11 protein-coding genes and 1 pseudogene are annotated in these 21,722 nt (G+C 43.2%); 9 read left to right on the top strand and 3 right to left on the bottom strand.

The features are described from left to right. Positions 1-91 precede the first annotated feature (91 nt). A complete protein-coding gene (locus H8S90_RS21870) occupies positions 92-1,087 on the top strand; it encodes an aldo/keto reductase (protein WP_187339916.1) in 996 nt (331 codons plus the stop codon). A 70-nt stretch (positions 1,088-1,157) separates the two neighbouring features. Here H8S90_RS21870 and H8S90_RS21865 read toward each other — a convergent pair whose 3' ends face one another. After that, complete coding sequence (locus tag H8S90_RS21865; RefSeq protein ID WP_187339915.1) at positions 1,158-2,072, bottom strand: arginase family protein; 915 nt, start codon at positions 2,070-2,072, stop codon at positions 1,158-1,160. Between the two features lie 59 nt (positions 2,073-2,131). Beyond that, positions 2,132-4,915, bottom strand: a complete 2,784-nt coding sequence (locus H8S90_RS21860; RefSeq protein WP_187339914.1) for a substrate-binding domain-containing protein — start codon at positions 4,913-4,915, stop codon at positions 2,132-2,134. Positions 4,916-5,213: 298 nt separating this feature from the next. Between H8S90_RS21860 and H8S90_RS21855 the strand changes: the two genes are divergently transcribed. The 7 genes from H8S90_RS21855 to H8S90_RS21825 all read left to right on the top strand — a co-directional run bounded on the left by H8S90_RS21855 (position 5,214) and on the right by H8S90_RS21825 (position 16,947). Beyond that, complete coding sequence (locus tag H8S90_RS21855) at positions 5,214-6,551, top strand: sugar porter family MFS transporter (protein ID WP_187339913.1); 1,338 nt, start codon at positions 5,214-5,216, stop codon at positions 6,549-6,551. A 19-nt stretch (positions 6,552-6,570) separates the two neighbouring features. Beyond that, positions 6,571-7,479 carry a carbohydrate kinase gene (locus H8S90_RS21850; RefSeq protein WP_222852162.1) on the top strand — a complete coding sequence of 303 codons (909 nt, stop codon included), beginning with the start codon at positions 6,571-6,573 and terminating at the stop codon, positions 7,477-7,479. A gap of 141 nt (positions 7,480-7,620) precedes the next feature. Continuing rightward, positions 7,621-10,692 carry a TonB-dependent receptor gene (locus tag H8S90_RS21845; RefSeq protein ID WP_222852161.1) on the top strand — a complete coding sequence of 1,024 codons (3,072 nt, stop codon included), beginning with the start codon at positions 7,621-7,623 and terminating at the stop codon, positions 10,690-10,692. A gap of 65 nt (positions 10,693-10,757) precedes the next feature. After that, positions 10,758-12,452 carry a RagB/SusD family nutrient uptake outer membrane protein gene (locus H8S90_RS21840; RefSeq protein ID WP_187339910.1) on the top strand — a complete coding sequence of 565 codons (1,695 nt, stop codon included), beginning with the start codon at positions 10,758-10,760 and terminating at the stop codon, positions 12,450-12,452. Positions 12,453-12,473: 21 nt separating this feature from the next. Further along, positions 12,474-13,853, top strand: a complete 1,380-nt coding sequence (locus tag H8S90_RS21835; RefSeq protein ID WP_187339909.1) for a DUF4960 domain-containing protein — start codon at positions 12,474-12,476, stop codon at positions 13,851-13,853. Positions 13,854-13,869: 16 nt separating this feature from the next. Beyond that, positions 13,870-15,396, top strand: a complete 1,527-nt coding sequence (locus tag H8S90_RS21830; RefSeq protein WP_222852160.1) for a glycoside hydrolase family 32 protein — start codon at positions 13,870-13,872, stop codon at positions 15,394-15,396. Positions 15,397-15,423: 27 nt separating this feature from the next. Then, on the top strand, positions 15,424-16,947 hold the full coding sequence (locus H8S90_RS21825; RefSeq protein ID WP_187339907.1) for a glycoside hydrolase family 32 protein: 1,524 nt from the start codon (positions 15,424-15,426) through the stop codon (positions 16,945-16,947). A 231-nt stretch (positions 16,948-17,178) separates the two neighbouring features. On the opposite strand, the pseudogene H8S90_RS21820 reads toward H8S90_RS21825, so the two are convergent. Beyond that, positions 17,179-18,702, bottom strand: a pseudogene (locus H8S90_RS21820) (IS1182 family transposase); the annotation flags it as partial. A gap of 272 nt (positions 18,703-18,974) precedes the next feature. Between H8S90_RS21820 and H8S90_RS21815 the strand changes: the two are divergent. Continuing rightward, the gene (locus tag H8S90_RS21815) at positions 18,975-21,692 is read left to right on the top strand and encodes a M14 metallopeptidase family protein (protein WP_187339906.1); all 2,718 of its coding nucleotides are present in this window, start codon (positions 18,975-18,977) and stop codon (positions 21,690-21,692) included. Positions 21,693-21,722 lie beyond the last annotated feature (30 nt).

Genomic DNA, 21,722 nt, shown 5'->3' with positions numbered 1-21,722 from the left:
AGCCTGTTATAATTTGTATTATAAAAGATTTATTAGATAAATTTTAAACAGGCGCTAAGGAAAAAAGAAAAAATAATAAATCGTAATAAATATGAACTATAGAACATTAGGAAAAACAGATTTAAGACTTCCTGTAATAACTTTTGGTGCTTGGGCAGCTGGCGGTTGGATGTGGGGAGGCAGTGAAAGAAAAGACGCTGTAGAAGCCATAAAAGCTTCTTATGATTTAGGCGTAACGGCCATCGATACTGCTCCGATTTACGGACAGGGAACCAGTGAGGAAATTGTAGGCGAAGCTATCAAAGGCATTGCCAGAGATAAAGTATATGTCCTTACCAAATATGGTATGCGTTGGGACCTGGTTAAAGGAGATTTTGGCTTCCAGAGTAAAGACAATAACGGTAGGGCGATCGATATCTATAAGTATGCCGGAAAAGAAAGTATTATCAAAGAATGCGAAGACAGTTTAAAGCGTTTAGGTACGGATTATATCGATCTCTATCAGATTCACTGGCCGGATAGCACGACGCCTATAGACGAAAGTATGGAAGCGGTAGCACAATTGATTCAAGCGGGTAAAGTAAGGTACGCTGGCGTTTGCAATTATAATGTTGAGCAGATGAAAGAAGCAGAGAAAACATTGAAATTAGCTTCTAACCAAGTGCCTTATAGCATGGTTAAAAGAGGCATTGAGGAGGAGGTGATCCCTTACTGCCTGGAGCACGATAAATCGATCCTTGCTTACAGTCCACTCGAACGTGGTTTATTGACCGGTAAGATGAAACCTGGTCATTTGTTCAATGAAGGAGATCATCGTGCTGGTTTGTACTTCTTTCAGGAAGAAAACCTTAAAAGAACCAATGTTTTTTTGGAAAGTATCAAGTCCCTTGCCGATGATAAGGGAATCTCTTTAAGTCAATTGGTGTTGTTATGGACTTTAGAGCAGCCTGGGATAACCATTGCGCTTGTAGGTGCGCGGAATAAAACGCAGGCAGTGCAAAATGCAAAAGCAATAGAGGCTTCGATTTCGGCAGAGGAGGTAGCTTCCATTACAGCGAAACTGAATCAATTGGAATTGGTAGTTTAATTATTAACCTATTGGGCTTCGGTAAAGCGTTTTGATCTTCAAGAAGTCTGATAGGTTTTTAAAATTTAAGCTACTTGGTGTTGATTTTGCCGAATATTTCTTTCATGTTTTTGACAAACTTTTTAGTATAACTACCGTCTGTATCCAATTCAGGATCTAAAATGGTGATGGTCAATCCAATAGCTTTGGGGTTATTTAATAGTGGTAATAAAATTTCCTGTAATTCATGATATAGTAAGCCATCAGGAGCCCGGCTATCCACTGCAGGCATGAGCTCATCATGCAGCACGTCTACGTCAAAATGAATCCAAAAACCGGATAGATTTTGCGACTGGATAGATTTTAAAAAAGAAGATACACATGATTTAATACCTTCATTTCTAATGCGTTCAAGTGAGAGGTAGGTTGCGTTGGATGTGGTAATTGCTTGTTCATACCAATCGACATACTCTCTGTTGCCTACGCACCATAGGTATTCTTCTTTTACATAAGGCTCCAACCCTAAGATGTTAGTCAGTTTTTTAGGACCTCTACCCACAGCAAAAGCTGCGGCCATACCTCCGGCACCTCCGGTCTTGGATAATGCGGGCCACATAAAATCCGTATGACCATCTAAATAAAAAAGGGCATGATCTCCTGTTTGAGCTAAACTCAAGAGAGGGCCTAAAAGGATGCTGCAGTCACCTCCTAATAGCAAAGGGAAAAGGCCTTTGTTTAAGGTTCTTTGAATAATTTTGTCCTGTTCCAGCGCGTAACTTACTAATGCATCTGCATTACGCACGCCTGTCTCTTTGTCTACAGACATGGAATAGGGAGGAGGATCCAATCGAATGATTTTCGAAGAGCGAATTTCATGATGAAAGTGATGTTTTCTTAACCAATCGGGTAGATATTTTACTCCCGGCTCATGCCCCGGGTAAGATTCCTTTAATCCTAAATTGGAAGGAAACTCGATGATGCAGATCTCTTTTGTTTGTGGCAGCATAGTTAAATATAATTTTATACAAAAAAAGATTGGATAGCGCGCTATTTCAGCTGTTAACATTAAGAATGATCTTTCCTTTGGAATTGCTTCTTAAACGCAGATGGGCTTATACCATATTTGTTCTTAAATAATGTAGCAAAGTACGTCGGAGAGGAGAAGCCAATCTGGTCCGCCACTTCATTGATGGTGATATCTTGTTGTAATAGGTGTTTGGATTTTTTTAGCCTACGATGGATAATATAATCATTTACACTACAGTTCAATAACGCTTTTACCTTACGATAAAGTTGTACACGCGACATGCCAATTTCTTTTGCAATGTTTTCTACATTAAAGTGACTGTTGGATAGGTGATTTTCAACGATTGCCGACAAATTGTTTAGGAAACGTCTGTCGACCTCGTTTGTATTAATTTGTACACGATCCCCAACAGGGTTAACTTCACTGGTGTACCTTTGTTTGAGCTCTTCACGATTGGTAATTAAGTTTTGTACAAGCGCTTCCAGGTGGCTACCGCTGAACGGTTTGGTAATATAGGCATCTGCCATCGCGAGAAGACCTTGATTTTGCTGTTCTTCCGTATCCAGCGCTGTAAGCAAAATAATAGGAATGGACGATGTACGCGTGTCTTTTTTTAGTATTTTGACCAACTCGATCCCACTTTTTCCAGGCATAATCACATCACTTATAATGAGATCGGGCACTTTTGCATAAGCTAATTTTATGCCTTCTTCGGCGTTGGAAGCACTGTATATTTGATAATTTTCGCTGAATTTATCTCGGAGAAAATGAACAATTTCAATGTTGTCATCGATTACCAAAAGAGAATATTCCTTTAGTGAATGATCCTTTTTTTCAGGTTGCGCCGCAGGAGATAGTGCCGTTTGCAATGCAATTAACGGGTGACTATCTCCTGTGGCCTCAAGCTTATGATCAGTAACTAATGTGGCTGCTTTTTCTGCAATGGTGAGATGGGTGTCGCCCACCGGTAAGCGAAGTGTAAAGGAAGTTCCTTCGTTTTCTTTACTGCTAACGGTAACTTGTCCATGATGTAGTTCAATAATTTCCCTCACCAACGCCAAACCCAGTCCGGAGCCACCGGTACTATAAGCGCCTTGATAAAAAGGGTCAAATATATGCTCTATATGATTTCTGCTTATCCCCCTGCCATTATCTATTACCCTGATCATCACATGATCGCCAAAGGTATTCTCCTCGATCTTCACTTGAATTTTTCCATTCTTTTGTGTGAATTTAAAGGCATTGGAAAGTAAGTTATACATCACTTTTTCCAGGAGATCCGGATCAAACCACAAATGGCTAATAGTCGTTTTGTTTTCAAGTGTTAGCGGAATGTTTTTTTGAATAGACAGGGGTTTGAATGACAGCACGATTTGATTCAGAAATGTGAAAAGATGTTGTGAAGAAGCTTTTAGACTGATCTTTTCGTGCGCTAATCGTTGAATGTCAATCAGCTCGGTCACGAGATGCATTAAGCGTAGCCCGTTTCGCTTAATACGTAATAACTGGTCTTTTAATAAACTAGATAACGTATTGTCTTTTAATAATTCTTCAACGGGAGCTAATATCAGGGTAATAGGTGTTTTAAATTCATGTGATACATTGGTGAAGAAGTTGATCTTTGCCTCAGAAGCCTCTTTGACTTTTTCGTTCATCGCTATGAGCTGCTGCTGTTGCTTCAGAATTTCAGCATTTTGCTTCGCTAAGTGTTTGTTTTTTTGCCAATTACTTTTTAAGGCATAAATGGCTATTCCAGCAAGAATAATGATCAGTACAAGACAAACGACCAGGGTGTTCAGTGTTGATTGCTGGCTCCGAAAAATGGCTTCCTGCTCGGCTAATAGTTCCTGTTGTTTGTCGATATCCTGTTGTTGACTATCGATTTTATCAGCCTGCATTTTCATTAATTGAACGTTTGCGGCATCAATCACCAGTGTTCCAAGGGTGTTTTCACGTTGATAGGCAGTTTTATTTAAAATGGCTATGGCCGTCCTGATCGCTTCAGTGCCCCCTGTTGCATAAAGCATAGACGCATCAATCGTTCCATTGGCAATCTGCTCCAGGCCATTACCGCTACCCGGTAAAGCATCTACGCCGACTATTTTTATATTATTGTTGGGATAAATCTCCTGCAATGCTTTTCTTGAACCAATGGCCATTTGATCATTAAAGGCAAATATGGCATCAGATTCCCGGAGAGATGAAGCATTGGCCTTCACTTTTTCACGGGCAACATCAATTAACCATTCACCGTTTAAAGTGTTTACAAGCTGTATCCGCGGATAACTCTTCAAAGCCTCCCTGAAACCTTTATCGCGCTCAATAGACGCTGATGAACCTGAAAGCCCGGTAATTGTTGCCACCTTACCGCTACCCTTTAATTGGTAACCAATATATTTGCCGGCTAAGTAACCGATATCATAGTTATCAGACCCAACATATGCGTTATACAATCCCGAAGAGGTTTTCCTATCCGTGACGATTACCGGTATACCTTTCTGAAAGACCTGATCTACAATTGGTGTTAAAGGCTCGGCTTCATTTGGTGAGATAATCAGTAGGTCTATATCACTTGCCAGAAGCTCCTTTACCTGCGCAATCTGCGTCTCGTTTTTTCCGCCGGCTTCCCGGTACAGGAAATTAATTTCGGGATGGAATGACAATTCCCGTTTCATCTCTTTTAGCATGGTTTCACGCCAGGCATCCGACCCTATACATTGCGAAAAGGCAATGGTATACGTTTTTGCTTTTTCTTTCGATTCACAAGCGTGAAAAAAGAAGAAAAGCAGGAAGCTAACACAAGAGATATAGATACGGTGCATATAATAAGTTTGTGCTACATTGAATGGTTGAAGATACTAATTTTTTCCACAGATCAGGTGGAGGGATAAACAGCTGTGTCTTAAATACACTAAGTGTATGGTGATGAAAAATGGTTCAAAAATGAAGGTTTTTGATATAATTTTGAAGATTTTAAAATTACATTTATGGTAAAATTCAGATAATCAACTGTTTGTGTTTTTTTAATATTTGAAACACAATTGAACGATTTTGGAACATCGGATAGTAATGTAATGTGCTGATGTAGCTACATTAGCCATGTAAACCTTATATATCATCATGAGCAACAACACGGTATTAGCATGGTCATTTGTGGTGGCCCTAGGAGGATTCTTATTTGGCTTTGATACAGCCGTTATTTCAGGCGCAGAGAAGGCCGTTCAACACTATTGGAACCTAAGTGAGTTTCAGCATGGCCTAACAATGGCTATTGCATTAATAGGCACCGTTGCGGGCGCTGCTTTAGGAGCTTTTCCTTCCGATAAATTGGGAAGAAAAAATACGCTCTTTATCGTAGCCGCATTATATTTTTTCTCGGCTTTAGGTACCGCATTGGCCACTGATTGGAATATATTTATCTTATTTCGATTTTTCGGCGGTATAGGCGTAGGGGTATCATCCGTTACCGCACCTATATATATATCAGAAATATCACCTGCAAAATCAAGGGGTAAATTGGTCGGCCTCTTTCAATTCAACGTTGTTTTAGGCATCCTGATCGCTTATCTATCCAATTACCTGATCGGCCAAACAGGCGAACAATCGTGGCGATGGATGTTGGGCGTTCAGGCGGCACCTGCTTTGCTGTTTTTTATTCTTATATTTTTTGTGCCGGAAAGTCCGAGATGGCTGCTGTTGCACCGCAATAACATAGACGATGCGGAAAAGGTCATGAAAAAAATAAACGCACACACTTACAAGGAGGATATCGCTGCGATTTTAGCAAGCCATCGCGCGAACGATGGCAACGGTAGCGGAGAAAAGCTCTTTGCAAAGAAGCATCGTTTGCCTGTGATGTTAGCCATCTTGTTCGCTATGTTCAACCAAGTTTCTGGAATCAATGCGATCATCTACTATGCTCCCAGGGTATTTGAAATGGCTGGTTTAGGTGCGCAAAGCTCATTATTGTCTACGGTAGGAATTGGGATCGTTAACTTTATATTTACCTTGATCGCCATTAACTTTATTGATAAAGTTGGACGTCGTAAACTCATGATGATCGGTTCCTTCGGGTTGATTTTTGCGCTCTCCATGGTCTCCTTCGCTTTTTATTCAGGTCAAACAGAAGGTTTGGCAATTACCATATATCTGATGCTTTATATTGCCTTTTTTGCTTTGTCTCAAGGAGCGGTGATTTGGGTTTTTATATCGGAAATTTTTCCCAACGAGATCCGGGCAAAAGGGCAAACGCTGGGCAGCTTAACGCATTGGGTGATGGCAGCGATCATTACGTTTTGCTTCCCCGCGTTAACGGAGTTTTTAGGAGGTGGAAATACTTTTATTATTTTCGCTTGTTTTATGGTATTACAGTTGTTATTTGTATGGAAATTAATGCCGGAAACGAAGGGGCGTTCGCTTGAGCAGGTAGAAAGCGAAGCTGCGGTATTAATACATTAACTATATCATGATGTCAAAAATGAAGAAAGTAGTATGTTTCGGTGAAGTATTATGGGATGTACTTCCCGATGGGAAAAAGCCAGGCGGTGCCCCCATGAATGTGGCCTACCATTTAAATAAATTGGGGATAGATAGCAGCATGGTCAGCAGGGTAGGCAACGATGAGGCCGGTAAAGAACTTACCGAATTTCTCACAAAAATGGGACTTTCAATTGATTATGTACAGGTAGATGCCAGATATCACACCAGTGAGGTGATTGCCACCATGGGTGATAATCATGAAATGCGTTACGATATTCTGAAACCGGTAGCTTGGGATTTTATCACTTACACTGCACCGCTGGAAAAATTGGTAACAGCAGCGGATGTGATGGTTTTTGGAAGTTTGGTAGCGAGAAATCAGGAAACACGGGATACCCTTTATCGATTGTTAGACCATGCAAGGTTTAGGCTCTTTGATGTCAATTTTCGCGCACCGCATTATCAACGGGAAACCGTTGAATATTTATTGCATAAAGCGGATGCTGTCAAGCTAAATGAACATGAATTGCTCATCATAACCGATTGGATGAATGCTCGGGCAAAAGATGAGCATACTGCCGTGTCGACTCTCCAAGAGCAATATGGCCTTTCAGAGGTTATTGTCACTAAAGGCGCTGGTGGGGCTTCTTATTATACGCTGGAGAGCAGGCACGACTATCGTGCTTATCCAGTGACCGTAAAGGATACCATTGGCAGTGGCGATTCCTTTCTGGCAGCCTTTTTAGCAAAGAAGTTATTTGGTAAATCCATCGATGATATGCTCGACTATGCGGCTGCCCTAGGGGCTTATGTAACGGCGCAGTCGGGCGCAAATCCGGATTATCGAACGACCGATCTCCAGCGTTTCATGTGGGAAAAGCAGCTGGAACGGGTTAAATGGAAGTAGAAATATGGCCTAAGAAAATTTAAAACCAAAAATATATTAAGGAAGAAATAAGAACATCTTCCGAATAATAGCGTGATCCAAAAAACGACTAAGTGGAAGCGTATTGCCTAAATTTTAACCAATTAAACGATGTACAAAAGAATGACAAAAAAGCTATTTATCTATCTAATGCTGCTGCTATGGGGTACGGAAGCGGTATGGGGTCAGGTCGATAAAATCACCGGTAAGGTGACAGACCTGTCTGGAGAACCACTGGATGGTGTGACGGTCACGGTCGAAGGAACAACTATTCGATCAATGACCAATGCGGATGGTTCTTATAGCATAGCGGCCGAGATTGGACAAACCCTTGTCTTCTCTATGGTTGGCGCAATTAGCGAGAAACAGACTATACAAAACGAAGAGCCCTTAAACGTGCCGCTTGACGTGAATTTTAACTTGGACGAAGTGGTTGTAACCGGTTATCAAGCCGAGCGAAAAAAAGATTTAACGGGAGCAGTAGCCGTAGTAGATGTTGATGAAATGAAGAAACAAAGCGTTGCCAACCCAATGAAGGCATTGCAGGGGCAGGTTCCGGGTATGTATATTACGGGAAATGGTGCGCCAAGCGCACCTGCCACCGTACGCATCCGTGGTGTAGGAACGCTGAATAATAATGACCCACTTTACATTATCGACGGTGTTCCCACAAAAGCAGGTATGCACGAATTGAATCCGGCCGATATCGAATCCATGCAGGTTTTAAAAGATGCCTCCGCAGCAAGTGTATACGGTTCGCGTGCAGCCAATGGTGTTATTGTGATCACAACCAAACACGGCAAATTAGGCGGTACACAGTTAAACGCTAATGCCTATACTTCGGTATCCTCTTATGTCAATCGGGTCAACATGCTGGATACCGAAGGCTACGGAAAAGCGCTGTGGCAAGCCAGTATGAATAATAATGTCAACCCGAACAATAGTGGCTTACCCTATCGGTTCGAATGGTCGGTAGATCCGGTTACCGACCAACCGATACTGGATAACGTGTTGGTGCCTGATTTTCTGGATGCCGCCCATACGATGCGTTCATCCAATACCGACTGGTTTAAGGAGATTTCGCAGGAAGGCGTGATTCAGAGTTATGACGTACAACTCTCCAATGGTACAGAAAACGGAAATTACCTGCTTTCTTTAGGCTATTTCGATAATAAAGGAGTGGTTAGGACGACCGGTTTTAATAGACTCTCCGCACGCCTCAATTCTGACTATAAACTGTTTAACGGGAAGCTAACCGTTGGTCAGAACTTGAGTATTACCAAAACGAGCGAGCTGGATGTTACGCCTTTGAATGAGGCGCTGCAGGCCTTGCCTATCATTCCGGTGCGAACGGTGGATGGAACCGGGTGGGGCGGTCCGGTAGAGGGGATGAACGATCGACATAACCCCGTGCGGATCTTAGAAGATAATAAGCAGAATAACTATGATTATACCCGTCTTTTCGGAAATTTCTTTGCCGATCTTAAGATCATGAAAGGTTTAACACTGAGATCCAATGTTGGGATAGACTACGGTAATTATACATCAAGAAACTGGGAAAAAAGATATCAGTCGGGATATCTGGTAAACGATGTCAATAAAGTCATCAACACGCAGACACATTCCGTAAAAACTACTTGGACAAATACCTTGAACTATAACGCCGAATGGAATGATCACCGATTGGATGTGATTGGTGGTACCGAATACTATGTGGAAAATTTTAACGCCTTCATGGCATCTAGGGAAGGATATATATTGGAAGATCCTGATTATATGTACCTGAATGCGGGTACCGGTATTAAAGACAATGAAGGTGATGGCGCTAAACATGTATTGCTATCGTATTTCGCCAAAGCAAATTATTCCTATCTCGATAGGTACCTCTTATCTGCTACGGTGCGTTATGACGGCTCTTCCAGATTCGGTGAAAATAACCGGTTTGGTACATTTCCTGCCTTCTCTGCCGGTTGGCGGATCAGTGAAGAAGCTTTCATTAAAGACCACACCACCATACTGGACGACTTAAAACTCCGTTTCGGCTGGGGGATGACCGGTAACCAGGAAATAGATAATCATGCGATTTACAACATCTATTTACCCAACTATAATGTAACGTCTTATGATATCAATGGTAATAAAAGCGGTGTATTGCCTTCCGGTTTCTTTCTTTCACAAAATGCAAACCCCAATTTAAGATGGGAAGCCACCACCATGGCAAATGCCGGGGTGGACTTTTCTTTTCTTAACCAAAAAATTTATGGTAGTGTAGATGCCTATGTAAAGAAAACATCGGATATCCTTTTATTGCCGCCTTATATCGGTGTATTGGGTGAAGGTGGAAACACCTGGGTGAACGGAGCATCGATGGAAAATAAAGGTATTGAACTGGTGCTTGGGCACCGTAGCAAAATCAATGAAGATCTTCACCTGGACCTTACCGCTAATGTTGATATCGTTCGTAATAAGGTGACGCACTTACCCGATGAGGTAATCAATGCCTATGGCGGTGATGGTAGAGGACAGAACATTTTAGGGAGAACTTTTGAATCGCACTTTGGTTACGTGGCAGATGGCTTGTTTCGAACACAGGAAGAAGTGGATGCCCATGCAGATCAACCGAATAAAGGGCTCGGTCGTATCCGTTATCGCGATCTCAACAACGATGGCGTGATAAATGATTTCGACCGTACATGGATAGGGGTTCCGATCCCAAAATTCACTTATGGATTTAATGCCGCTATTAACTATAAAAATGTTGATGTTTCCTTTTTATTGCAAGGTGTAGGTCCGGTAGATGTGCACAATGAATTTAAAATCTATACAGACTTCTGGAGCGCCATTGAATCGTCCTCCAATAAAGGGGAACGATTGTTGGGAGCCTGGTCGCCCACTAATCCTAACAGTGATATCCCGGCTATTTCATTGACAGACGACAATTGGGAGGCGCGCTATTCTACCTATTTTATTGAAAATGGTACCTATTTGAAGCTCAGAAATGCACAGATTGGATACACCTTTGGCAAAGAATCCCTAACGAAGCTCCGTATGCAATCACTGCGCGTGTATTTGGGAGGCGACAATCTGGGCATTTTATTCAAGTCGAAATCATATACAGGTCTGGATCCGGAAAATCCCGGTTTTGGCTACCCGAATCCCCTAGTGGTGACGGTTGGAGCTAATATCAGGTTTTAGATAAAAAACACCTTATAAATCAATTATAAAAGCGATAAATCATCAATGTTTAAATTACAGAAAAGATGAAAAGATATTTTTTGATAGTTATTTGGATAACCACGATGGTCTCCTGCAGTAAATCGCTGGAGGTAGGTCCGAGAGGGGCACTTAATGAAGATCAGGTTTCCAACCCAGAACAGGCTGAAGGTTTTGTTATAGCCGCCTATTCACAGTTGGGGAATGATGAAATCAACCGGGCATTCAGCATGTATCAATATGGTAATGTGAGAGCCGATGATGCCTATAAAGGAGGCGGAGGTATTAACGACGGTGACATCTTTCACTTCATGGAAACTTTTGTCACTTCCAGGCCTGATCAGTGGAACTATGATGACATGTGGTTCAATATCTATGTAGGCATTAGAAGAGCAAATGAAGGTTTGCGGATTATGCAGAAATTCACACAGGAAGAGTACCCGATGGTAAATGTACGTATGGCAGAACTGCGCTTTCTGCGTGCTTATTGGTATTTAATGTTGGAGAACCTGTTTAAAAACATTCCCTACATCGACGAAAACTTACCTGCCGAAGAATACAAATTGGTGTTGAACAATGAGTTTAGCAGGGATGAAATTCTGGAGCGGATAGCGGCTGATTTTGCCTTTGCTGCGGAGACATTGCCCGCTGTACAGGAACAGGTGGGGCGTGCAAATAGGTATGCCGCTTATGCGTTTTTGGCAAAAACGAGGTTGTTCCAGGCTTATGAGCAGGATGACACACACGCAGTGGTTAACATCAATCAATCACGCCTGGAAGAAGTGATCGCTGCGGCCGATCAAGTGCTGGCCGCTAATTACGATCTTGAACCTGATTTTGCCAATAATTTTTTACCCGGAAACTATGAAAACGGGATGGAGTCCATTATGGCGGTACAGTTCTCAAGTAATGATGGCGTAGGGCGCGGGCGCGTAAACTTTGGTGATATGCTCACCGTTCCGCAAGGTATCGGTTGTTGCGATTTTCAAAAGCCATCGCAAAGTTTGATGAATGCCTATAGGACAAATGAAGCGGGCATACCTTTATGGGATACCTATAATCAGCAAGATATAAATTTTGCGCAACATACAGTAGATCCGAGGGTTGATCATACCATCTCCAGGCCCGGTGCCCCGTGGAAATATGAGCCTGAACGTGTGGTGACCAACGGTTGGAGCAGGGCGGTGTCCATCTATGGTACCTATAATTCCATGAAGGAGAATGTCTCGCCGGATTGCGATTGTTTTATCAACATTGCACCATTTTTTGGTAATACTAAAACACGTATCCTGATGCGGTATGCGAATGTGATGCTCTTTAAGGCAGAAGCGCTGATTGAGTTAGGACGACAGGACGAAGCGCTGCCATTAATCAATGCATTGCGGAGTCGGGCCGCTAACAGTACCGACCGATTGGTGACGGCTGATGGGCAGCCTACCTCACAGTATTCAGTAGAAGTATACCTGCCCGGAGATAATATCGTTTGGAATCAGGAAAATGCGCGGAAGGCCTTGCGGTTTGAGCGTCGACTGGAAATGGCGCTGGAAGGAGAACGTTTCTTTGATCTGCTGCGGTGGGGTGTAGCCGATCAGGAGCTTAATGCTTATTTTAATGTAGAAAGGCCTAATCGTTCCATCTATCAGCAAGCGCGTTTTACTAAAGGAAAGGACGAATATTTACCTATTCCGCAAAATCAGATTTTCTGGAGTGAAAATAGGTATGTACAAAATCCCGGTTACTAACCTTTTTTATAAGCAAATGATATGATCAACTATTTGAATCGGATAAAGTTCTTGTTAGCTATCTTCCTATTGGGAGGTGCGGCCTGCAAGAAAGAAGGAAATAAGGACTTCAATCTCCATGCGGAGGTACAGCTGACGTCTTTTAAGCTACATAATGTGGCCGGTGAAATTAACCAACAGACCGGTGAAATTGTTGTTAACTTACCCTTTGGCACCCATCTGGAAGCCTTGATTCCTGAGATAGGCCTACCGCTGGATGCCTTGAGCAAACCTGCGCCGGGAGAAGCCGTCAACTTCACGGGAACCATTAGTTACCGTATAACCAATGGTAATATATATAAGGGTTATACCGTAACCGCAAAAATCATCCCTCCTTTGATTGCATTTCGCATCAATGATGAGGAGGCAACGATCGATCATGCGAACAGAACGGTTTCGCTGGTTTTACCCGATGGAACAGATTTGCGTACCTTGACACCGGAGATTGAATTACTGGAAGGTGTGTCGACAAGCCCGGCTAATAACGAAGCGCAGGATTTCTCGCAGTCGCTGGATTATACCTTTGCTCTTGGAGAGGAAACGGTCACTTATCAAGTACATATCATCAGCAATTCCATCAGTGCATATGCCTTTTTAGGGCTTGCAGCTAGTCGGGAAGCTATTGGTAATCCCGATGAAAAAGCTGCGGCCGACTGGTTCTTTGCCGCCTATCCCGATGCAGAGTATATCTCCTTTCAAAGTATTGCCTCTGGCAGAAACTTGTCCAATTACCAAGTGATCTGGTGGCATTTTGATGCAGCACAGGAATTACCTGCAATAGCACTTACGAATGAGGTCATAAACACACTCAAAACTTACCGAAGTGAAGGTGGTAGTCTTCTATTGAGTGCTTTTGCTGTGCAATATGTGGAGGCATTAGGGGTTGTTCCTGACGGAAGAGGGCCGAATAATGTTTTTGGCGACTTTCTGCCGAATGGTTTCATTGAAGAAAACAGCGATTGGGGGATATCTTTTAAAGGACGCGAGGATCACCCGATTTTTCAGGGCCTGGACACCTTTGAGGAGGGAAAAGCTTACTTGTTGGCCAGCGGAACTTTTCGATTGAACCATACGGCATGGTGGTTCCTGCCTGAATGGGGAGGTTATGGCGACGCTGCTACCTGGCGCAGCGAAACCGGCGGTATAAACCTGGCTTCAGAAGCATGGGACGATCATTTTGATGGCAGAGTAGGTATTGCGGAATGGCCAGATAGCGGATCGCAGGGAAATGTGGTCATTATTGCCTTTGGCGCATACGACTGGTACTCAGAACCGCAAAATGGAGCGAGCACAGATAACCGGTATATGAACAATATCCGGCAACTTACCAAAAACACGATTGATTATCTGAAGAGTAATTAAAAAAAACAATATGTATTTGAAAGAAATTTTTTTAGCGATAACATTATTCATAGGTCTCGTAGCTTGTAGTAAGGATAATGCGCCGTCTTTAGAAGACTGGCCGGATGATTATGTACCGAGAATATATCCCCAACCAACAACAGGATGGGTAGGTGATGTGATGCCTTATTTTTATGATGGCAAGTTTGAAATTTTCTTTCTCCATGATGCTACGGATAAAGAAAAACAGCGTAGTGCGGGGCAGCACCCTGTTCATAAATTTACCACGACAAGTTTGGTGGATTATCATTATGCTGGAGAAATGATACCCTACGGAAGTGTGAATACACAGTATCATTTGATAGGTACGGGTTCTACGGTACGTGTTGATGATACCTTCCACTTCTATTTTACGGGGCATAATGGCAGCAACAGCTGGCTGCAGAACAATAATCCGGGTTGGGTAAGCAATAATAATCGGGAAGCGGTGATGCTCGCTACCAGTACCGATCTGAACAGCTGGACACAACGGGACGATTTTCTGTTGAAAGCACCTGAAGGTTATTCGGGCTTTGACTTTCGCGACCCACACGTTTTTTATAATGATGAGTTTGGGGAATATTGGCTATTGGTAAGCACGCAGCAAAACGGTAAAGGTGTATTATTACTTTTTACGTCGGATGACCCATCATCGGCTACTTGGGAACCTGTAGGCCCTTTAGATGTGGAAGGGGATTATTTGATGTTGGAGTGTGCCGATATTTTTAAAATGGGCGATTTATACTACCTGGTTTTTGCGGAAGATTGGAGTGATAGTCCCGGTACACATTATCGGATAGCACATTCTTCCAAAGGCCCCTGGCGAAAACCGGCAAGCGGACAGGATATGTTCGATGGCCATCAGTTCTATGCGGCAAAGACGGCGTCCGACGGTGATAAACGTTATGCTTTTGCCTGGGCGCACCGTAGGCGTCCGGAGAATAATAGTGGTGAGTGTACCTGGGCAGGAAACCTAATCGTGCATGAAATTGTGAGGCAGGATGACGGAAGTTTGGGGGTGAGGATTCCTGATGAGGTGCAACAGCATTTTGTTGATGCAAAGGCTGTACAGTTGACCACGAAGAGCAATAATGTGACGGAAAATGGTGAGGAATTAATATTAGATGCAAACGCTAATCCGGCAGAGCTGCAATTTGAGGAAATAAAAGGCACGCAACGTATTAATGCCCAGTTGGAATTAACCAATGCTTCCGGAAATATTTCTTTTCTCTTTAATATGGATGAAGAAAACAATGAAAGTTACACGATTACCTTTGAACCGGAACGGCAGCGAATAGCAGGGTACAACCTTGGCGAGGAGATGACTCGGGTACCTTTTGATCTCCAGGCAGGCAGAACATATGAGATAAGTTTAGTAACAGACGGAACCGTATGTGTACTGTATGTGGATGGAAAAGTAGCCTTGAGTAACCGTATTTACGGTATGCAAAATAAAAGCTGGGGAGTTAGGGCAGAAGGCACACAGGCCAACCTTTCTGCTATTCAGGTGTCTAATATAAAGTAAACGTATTATTATTTAAAATCCTTAAAGATGAAGAAAAGTATATTAACAATTTTTTCCATGGCTATTTTGGCCTTGGGGTGCGACAGTAAACAACGGGGCGACGGAGAAAACGATATGGATGATCATGAACAATATCGACCTCAATTTCATTTTTCTCCTAAAAACGGATGGATGAATGATCCTAATGGAATGGTCTATCTAAATGGTAAATACCACCTTTTTTTTCAACATAACCCGGATAGCAATGTATGGGGGCCGATGCATTGGGGGCATGCGATCAGTGAAGACTTGATCCATTGGGAGGAGCAAGCTATTGCTTTATTCCCCGATAGTTTGGGGACTATATTTTCTGGTAGTGCGGTCGTCGATAAAGATAATACCGCCGGATTTGGCGAAAACGCGCTCGTTGCGATATTTACGCACCATAGTCATGAAGTTGAAGAGGCTAAGACGGGCTTGCATCAAAATCAGAGTTTGGCTTATAGCACAGACGAGGGAAAAACGTGGACAAAATATGAAGGTAATCCGGTACTGCCCAACCCGGGAATTTGGGATTTTAGGGACCCAAAAGTGATGTGGCACGAGAATTCCAAACAATGGATCATGACCTTGGCTACAAAACAAACCATAACCTTTTACGGTTCACCAGACTTAAAACAGTGGACCAGGTTAAGTGAATTTGGAGAAAATATCGGTGCACATGGTGGCGTCTGGGAATGTCCGGACCTTTTTAGTTTATCTGTTGATGGAGAAGGGAAATGGGTATTGATCGTGAGTATTAACCCGGGCGGTCCAAATGGGGGATCTGCCACACAGTACTTTGTTGGGCAGTTCGACGGTAAGAGCTTTGTTCCTGATCATCAAGACACCCGCTGGCTGGATTACGGTCCGGACGATTATGCCGGAATAACTTGGTCTAATACCGGCGACAGAAAAGTGTTTATCGGATGGATGAACAATTGGCAATATGCCAATGAGGTGCCAACAGAAGCCTGGCGCGGAGCCGCAACCATCGCCCGCGAATTGGAGCTGAAAAAAGTAGGGGAAGATGTTTTTCTGACATCGACGCCTGTTAAAGAATTGGAGCATATCGTGGAAGACGCCCACACCGAAAATGACCTTATGATCGAAGGTAATCACGATTTATCGACGAAGGTTAAGTCTTTCGAGGGTAAATATCTGCTTGAGCTAAAAGGGGCGGATAGGGAGAGTTTTGCGGTGAAACTCGCAAATGAGTTGGGAGAAGAGATCTTGATCGGCTATGATAAACAGCAAAATACCTATTATATCGATCGCTCAAAATCGGGGAAAATCGATTTTGAGTCGGATTTTGGACAAAGGCATGAAGCACCCCGTATCGCCAAAGGCGAAAAGCTACAAATGAAATTGTTGATCGATGTAGCTTCTGTGGAGCTTTTTGCCGATGATGGCCTGAGCGTGATGACGAGCGTTTTTTTTCCAAATCAGGTGTTCGATCAGCTACTGGTGCAAAGCTCGGGGGAATTAAATGTCGGAGACCTGACGGTCGCCAATATTCAGCATACGCTATAAATAACACGATTTACAGTTATTCAATAACGTATCAAAACGCCATTTGATGCTATAGGAAGGCGTCTAAAAAGGGCGCCTTCTTTCTTTTTGTATCTACCTGTAGAGTCTATCGGTTTTAGGATGTTACTCTGCGACCAATGGTTGATAGCAGTAGTTTATCCATTTGGGGTCATAAATAAGGGGATTATTGTATTTAGGTTCGTTGTTTGGGCCTGACGAAGTTGTTTTCAGGAGCTTTTTCGACCATTTTCTCAGGTTATGCCCTATACACATCAGGGCGAACTCAATATCGACCTTTTCAAGCCCCCTCATGGTTAACCTGTTGAATCTGTTGTTGCTTTTCATCTGTCCGAAGACCGCCTCCACTTCTATGGGGCGTTTACTCCGGTGGTACTTTCCTGTTTCCGATGTTAGACGTTCGCGTGCCCTGGTCTTCAGTTCGTTCAACCGGTGGTTGACTTCGATGATCCTGTTTCCCTGCGCTTTATGGCACTGCCCCCGAAGCGGGCAGCCTTCACAGCGTTCGGCCCTGTAATAGCTCACCCGGGAACTATATCCATTGGTGCTTTTGCGTATTCCCTTACCGGCAAACTCCATCTTCTGTCCCATCGGGCACACATAGAAGTCCTGCTCTTTATGATAATACAGGTTCTGTAATAGAAAAGGATTGTTCCTCTGGTTGCGTTTCTGCTCTTTGTGGAAGTAATTATATTTCACGTAACCTTCTATGTTCTTTGATTCCAGCATTTCATAGTTCTCTTCACTTCCGTAACCGGCATCGGCCACCACCATATCGCTCTGCCTGTTATATTGATCTTCGAAGCTATCAAGATGGTCTTCCAATGTGGTGGTATCGGTGCTTGTCTGGTGGATACTGTAGTGGGTGATGAACTGTTCTTCCGTACTGATCTGCGTGTTGTAGGCCGGTTTGAGCTGCCCGTTCTGCATGTGGTCATCTTTCAGCCGCATGAAGGTGGCATCTTCATCGGTTTTGCTGTAACTGTTCCTTTCCCCCAGTGTAGCCAATTGCTTTTCGTACTTTTCCAGCCTTGGAAGATGTTCTTCCCGCAGCTTTTTAAGCTGTTTTTGGGTAGGTTTTGCTGTTGCTTTGAGCTTTTCGTTCAGTAAAGAAAGTCTGTCCCTGAGCTCATTGCTCTTAATAGGTTTGGGTGTTTCATCCCTGCCCAGTTCCGATTGGTCCTGTTTTATCTGTGATTCAATGTCCGAGAGGACCGACTGTATTTTATTTTCCAGTTTTGCTTTGTTCTTTTCCACCGAACCTTTCCATACAAAAGTGTAACGGCCTGCCGCCGATTCAATCTTTGTACCGTCTATGTACTGGACCTTTAGGCTTACATAGCCCAGTTCGGCAAGCAAACGGACAACATCGGCAAAAAGGGAATGGATATGCCCTTTAAGTCTTTTGCCACGGAAGTGGTTGATCGTTCGGTAATCCGGTGCACTGTGGCCCGAAAGCCACATGAAATAGATATTCTCCTGTAAGGCCTTTTCTATCCTGCGGCACGAATAGATGTTGCCCAGATAGGCATAGAACAGCACTTTGATCATCATACGCGGATGGAAACTGCTCGTGCCGCCACCTTTGTACTGTCCTATGATGTGGTCGATGTTCAGTCTGTCAACCACTGCATTTACCAGACGTACCGGGTGGTTCTCTGGGATCTTTGCAAAAATATCTTCCGGAAACAGGCTCGGACTGTTGGACGGTAATGCTTTGAATAGTATGTTTGCCATATTGTTTGGGTGCACCTAAAAATAACTGTTTTTTAGGACAAAAAATAAAAATCCCCGACACTTTTTCAGTATCGGGGATCTTCTATTAATAGGGCTTTTTAGACAGCTCCTGTTTTTTATTGATCCGACCTTTAAATTATAGATTTATCCACTGAAAAAAGTTATTTTAGCGCAATGTGCCGGTGACCATCCTCCGGCTATTTCTTTCAGCACCCAAAAGTATGCCTGATTTACGAATAAATGGCTGATGACAGATGATATAGAATGACGTTATGATATATTTAAACAAAATTTCCTGGATACTTCTTTTATGTTACACCATAGGTGTGAGTCAGTCGGTAAAGGGGCAGATAATACCCGACCCTAAGGCGCACTTTGGCTTTACCATTGGTGACGACTACCAATTGGCAACGTATAGCCAATTGGAGGCGTATTTTCAAGAGGTTGATGCTGTTTCGGATCGTGTTAAAACCATTGAAATTGGTTTAACAGAAGAAGGGCGGAAACAATACGTATGGGTGGTGTCATCGGCGGAGAATCTACAGCGAGTTGACCGGTATAAAGAGATTTCCCAAAAGTTAGCGCGCGCAGAAGGACTTTCCCGCGAGGAAGCTAAGCAATTGGCTTGGGAAGGTAAGCCAGTTGTTTGGATAGACGGCGGCTTGCATGCCAATGAAACCGTAGGAGCGCATCAGCTGATCGAAACGTTTTATCAGTTGGTAAGCCGTAACGACAAAGAGAACAAGACTATTTTGGATAACGTGATTATCTTGCTCTCGCAGGTAAATCCTGATGGACAGGAGCTCATGAGTTCCTGGTATATGCAGGAAAAAGATCCCACTAAGCGTAATATGCGTATTCCCCGCTTATACCAGAAGTACATAGGGCATGATAATAACCGTGATTTCTTTATGATGAACATGAAAGAGAGCACAAATATTGCCCGTCAGCAATACATCGAATGGATGCCCCAGATCGTTTATAATCACCATCAGCGGGGTCCTGAAGGCTCGGTGTTAGCGGGGCCGCCATACCGGGATCCGTTTAACCATGTTTTTGACCCCTTGATCATTACCAGCATCGATGGCGTTGCTGCGTCGATGAATAACCGTTTGAATGCTGAAAATAAACCAGGATACACACGCTTGAGCGGTTCGGTGTTTTCCACCTGGTGGAATGGCGGACTGCGCACAACGCCTTATTTTCATAATATGATCGGTATACTGACGGAGATTATTGGTAACCCCACACCAGAGGAAGTACCATTAGTTCCTAAAAGACTCATACCGAACAATGCTACACCAAATCCTGTTACACCACAGACCTGGCACTTTAAACAATCCATAGATTACTCCGTATCATTAAATTATAGCATTTTAGGTTACGCTCAACGGCATGGCGACGAATTGCTTTATAATATGTATGTAATGGGCAGAAATGCGATTGACAAAGGAGATAGCGATAGCTGGACGCTGTTACCACGTTATGTAGACTCCATTGAGCTTGCCTATCAACGCGATAAAGATGCCGGAAAAATAAAAGGGGATACTATACCAAAAGCGTATTACGAACAGGTATTAAAAAATCCAAGCTATCGTGATGCAAAGGGCTATATTGTCCCTGCCGATCAAGCTGACTTTCCAACGGCTGTTAAATTTATTAATGCGCTTATCAAATCTGGAATACAGGTGCATAAAGCAACTGATGATTTCCAAGTGGATGACAAGTCTTATCCCGTGGGCTCCTATATCGTTAAAACGGGTCAAGCTTTCCGGGCACATGTATTGGATATGTTTGAACCCCAAAACCATCCAAATGATTTTCAATATCCGGGAGGTCCTCCAGTGAAGCCCTATGATGCTGCCGGTTGGACATTGGCCTTCCAAATGGGGGTAAAGTTCGACCGCTTGTTGGATACGTTTGACGGGCCTTTCGAGCCGGTAGGTTATGGTGTGTTACAGCAGTTATCAGCGAACGAGATCCCCACCGCTAAGGGCGGTTATTTGATCAGTGCGCAGATGAATGACGCTTTTACGGTAGCAAATGATCTTTTAAAAGCGAATACGAAAGTGTACAGAATTTCGGAAGCAGTAGAAATGGCTCCACGTGGTTCTTTTTATGTGGAAGCAGAGAATGCTAATATGTTAAAACAGGTTGCGAGTCGCTACGGAATCCCTGTCCAATCGATAACAAGCAGGCCTAAGCAAATGACTGAAATAAAATCGAGTAGAATAGGTTTATTCGACTATTATGGGGGCTCTATGCCTTCGGGGTGGGTGCGTTGGCTGATGGAACAATATCACTTCGATTTCCAAGTGGTATATCCACAAGATATTGATAGTGGCGACCTACATAAAAAATACGATGCTATACTCTTCATCGGTGGTGGAGTACCAGCACTTAGCGCTGATAACAATAGGTCTAGTCGTTACTTCAGAATGCCCGAGAAGGAGGAAGTGCCGGAAAAATACCATTACTTGCTAGGTACACTCAGTGTGGAAAAATCGATTCCGCAGCTGAAGCGCTTTTTAACGGATGGTGGAAGGATCATTTCCGTCGGGAATGCGACTAAGTTAGCTTATCATTTTAAGTTGCCTGTGGAAAATCTGTTGACGGACGTGAAAGATGGTAAACCTGTTCCGCTGGGGGGAGATAAGTTTTATATTCCAAGTAGTATACTGACCGTCAAAGTGGATACTACCTTGATGCCCAACTGGGGTTTATCCAGTTATGTAGATGTCGTATTTAACAATAGCGAAACGTTCCTGATAAAGGATGGAGCAAACGATGTGAAACCTTTGCTTACCTTTGATTCTGATAAGCCACTTAAAAGTGGGTGGGCATGGGGACAATCACACCTGGAACGAGGAGTGGCCGCCTTTTATACGCCAGTTGGTAAAGGTATGTTCTACGCTTTTGGACCCGAAATCACCAACAGAGGACAAACGCACGCGACTTTTAAGTTGTTGTTTAATGGATTATATCAGTAAATAAAATTTAGTCGCTATGTACTTTGGCAT

The sequence above is a fragment of the Olivibacter sp. SDN3 genome, assembly GCF_014334135.1.
Lineage (GTDB): Bacteria > Bacteroidota > Bacteroidia > Sphingobacteriales > Sphingobacteriaceae > Olivibacter.
Note: the sequence above shows the minus strand (reverse complement) of the source record. Positions and strands in the feature narration are given on the sequence as shown.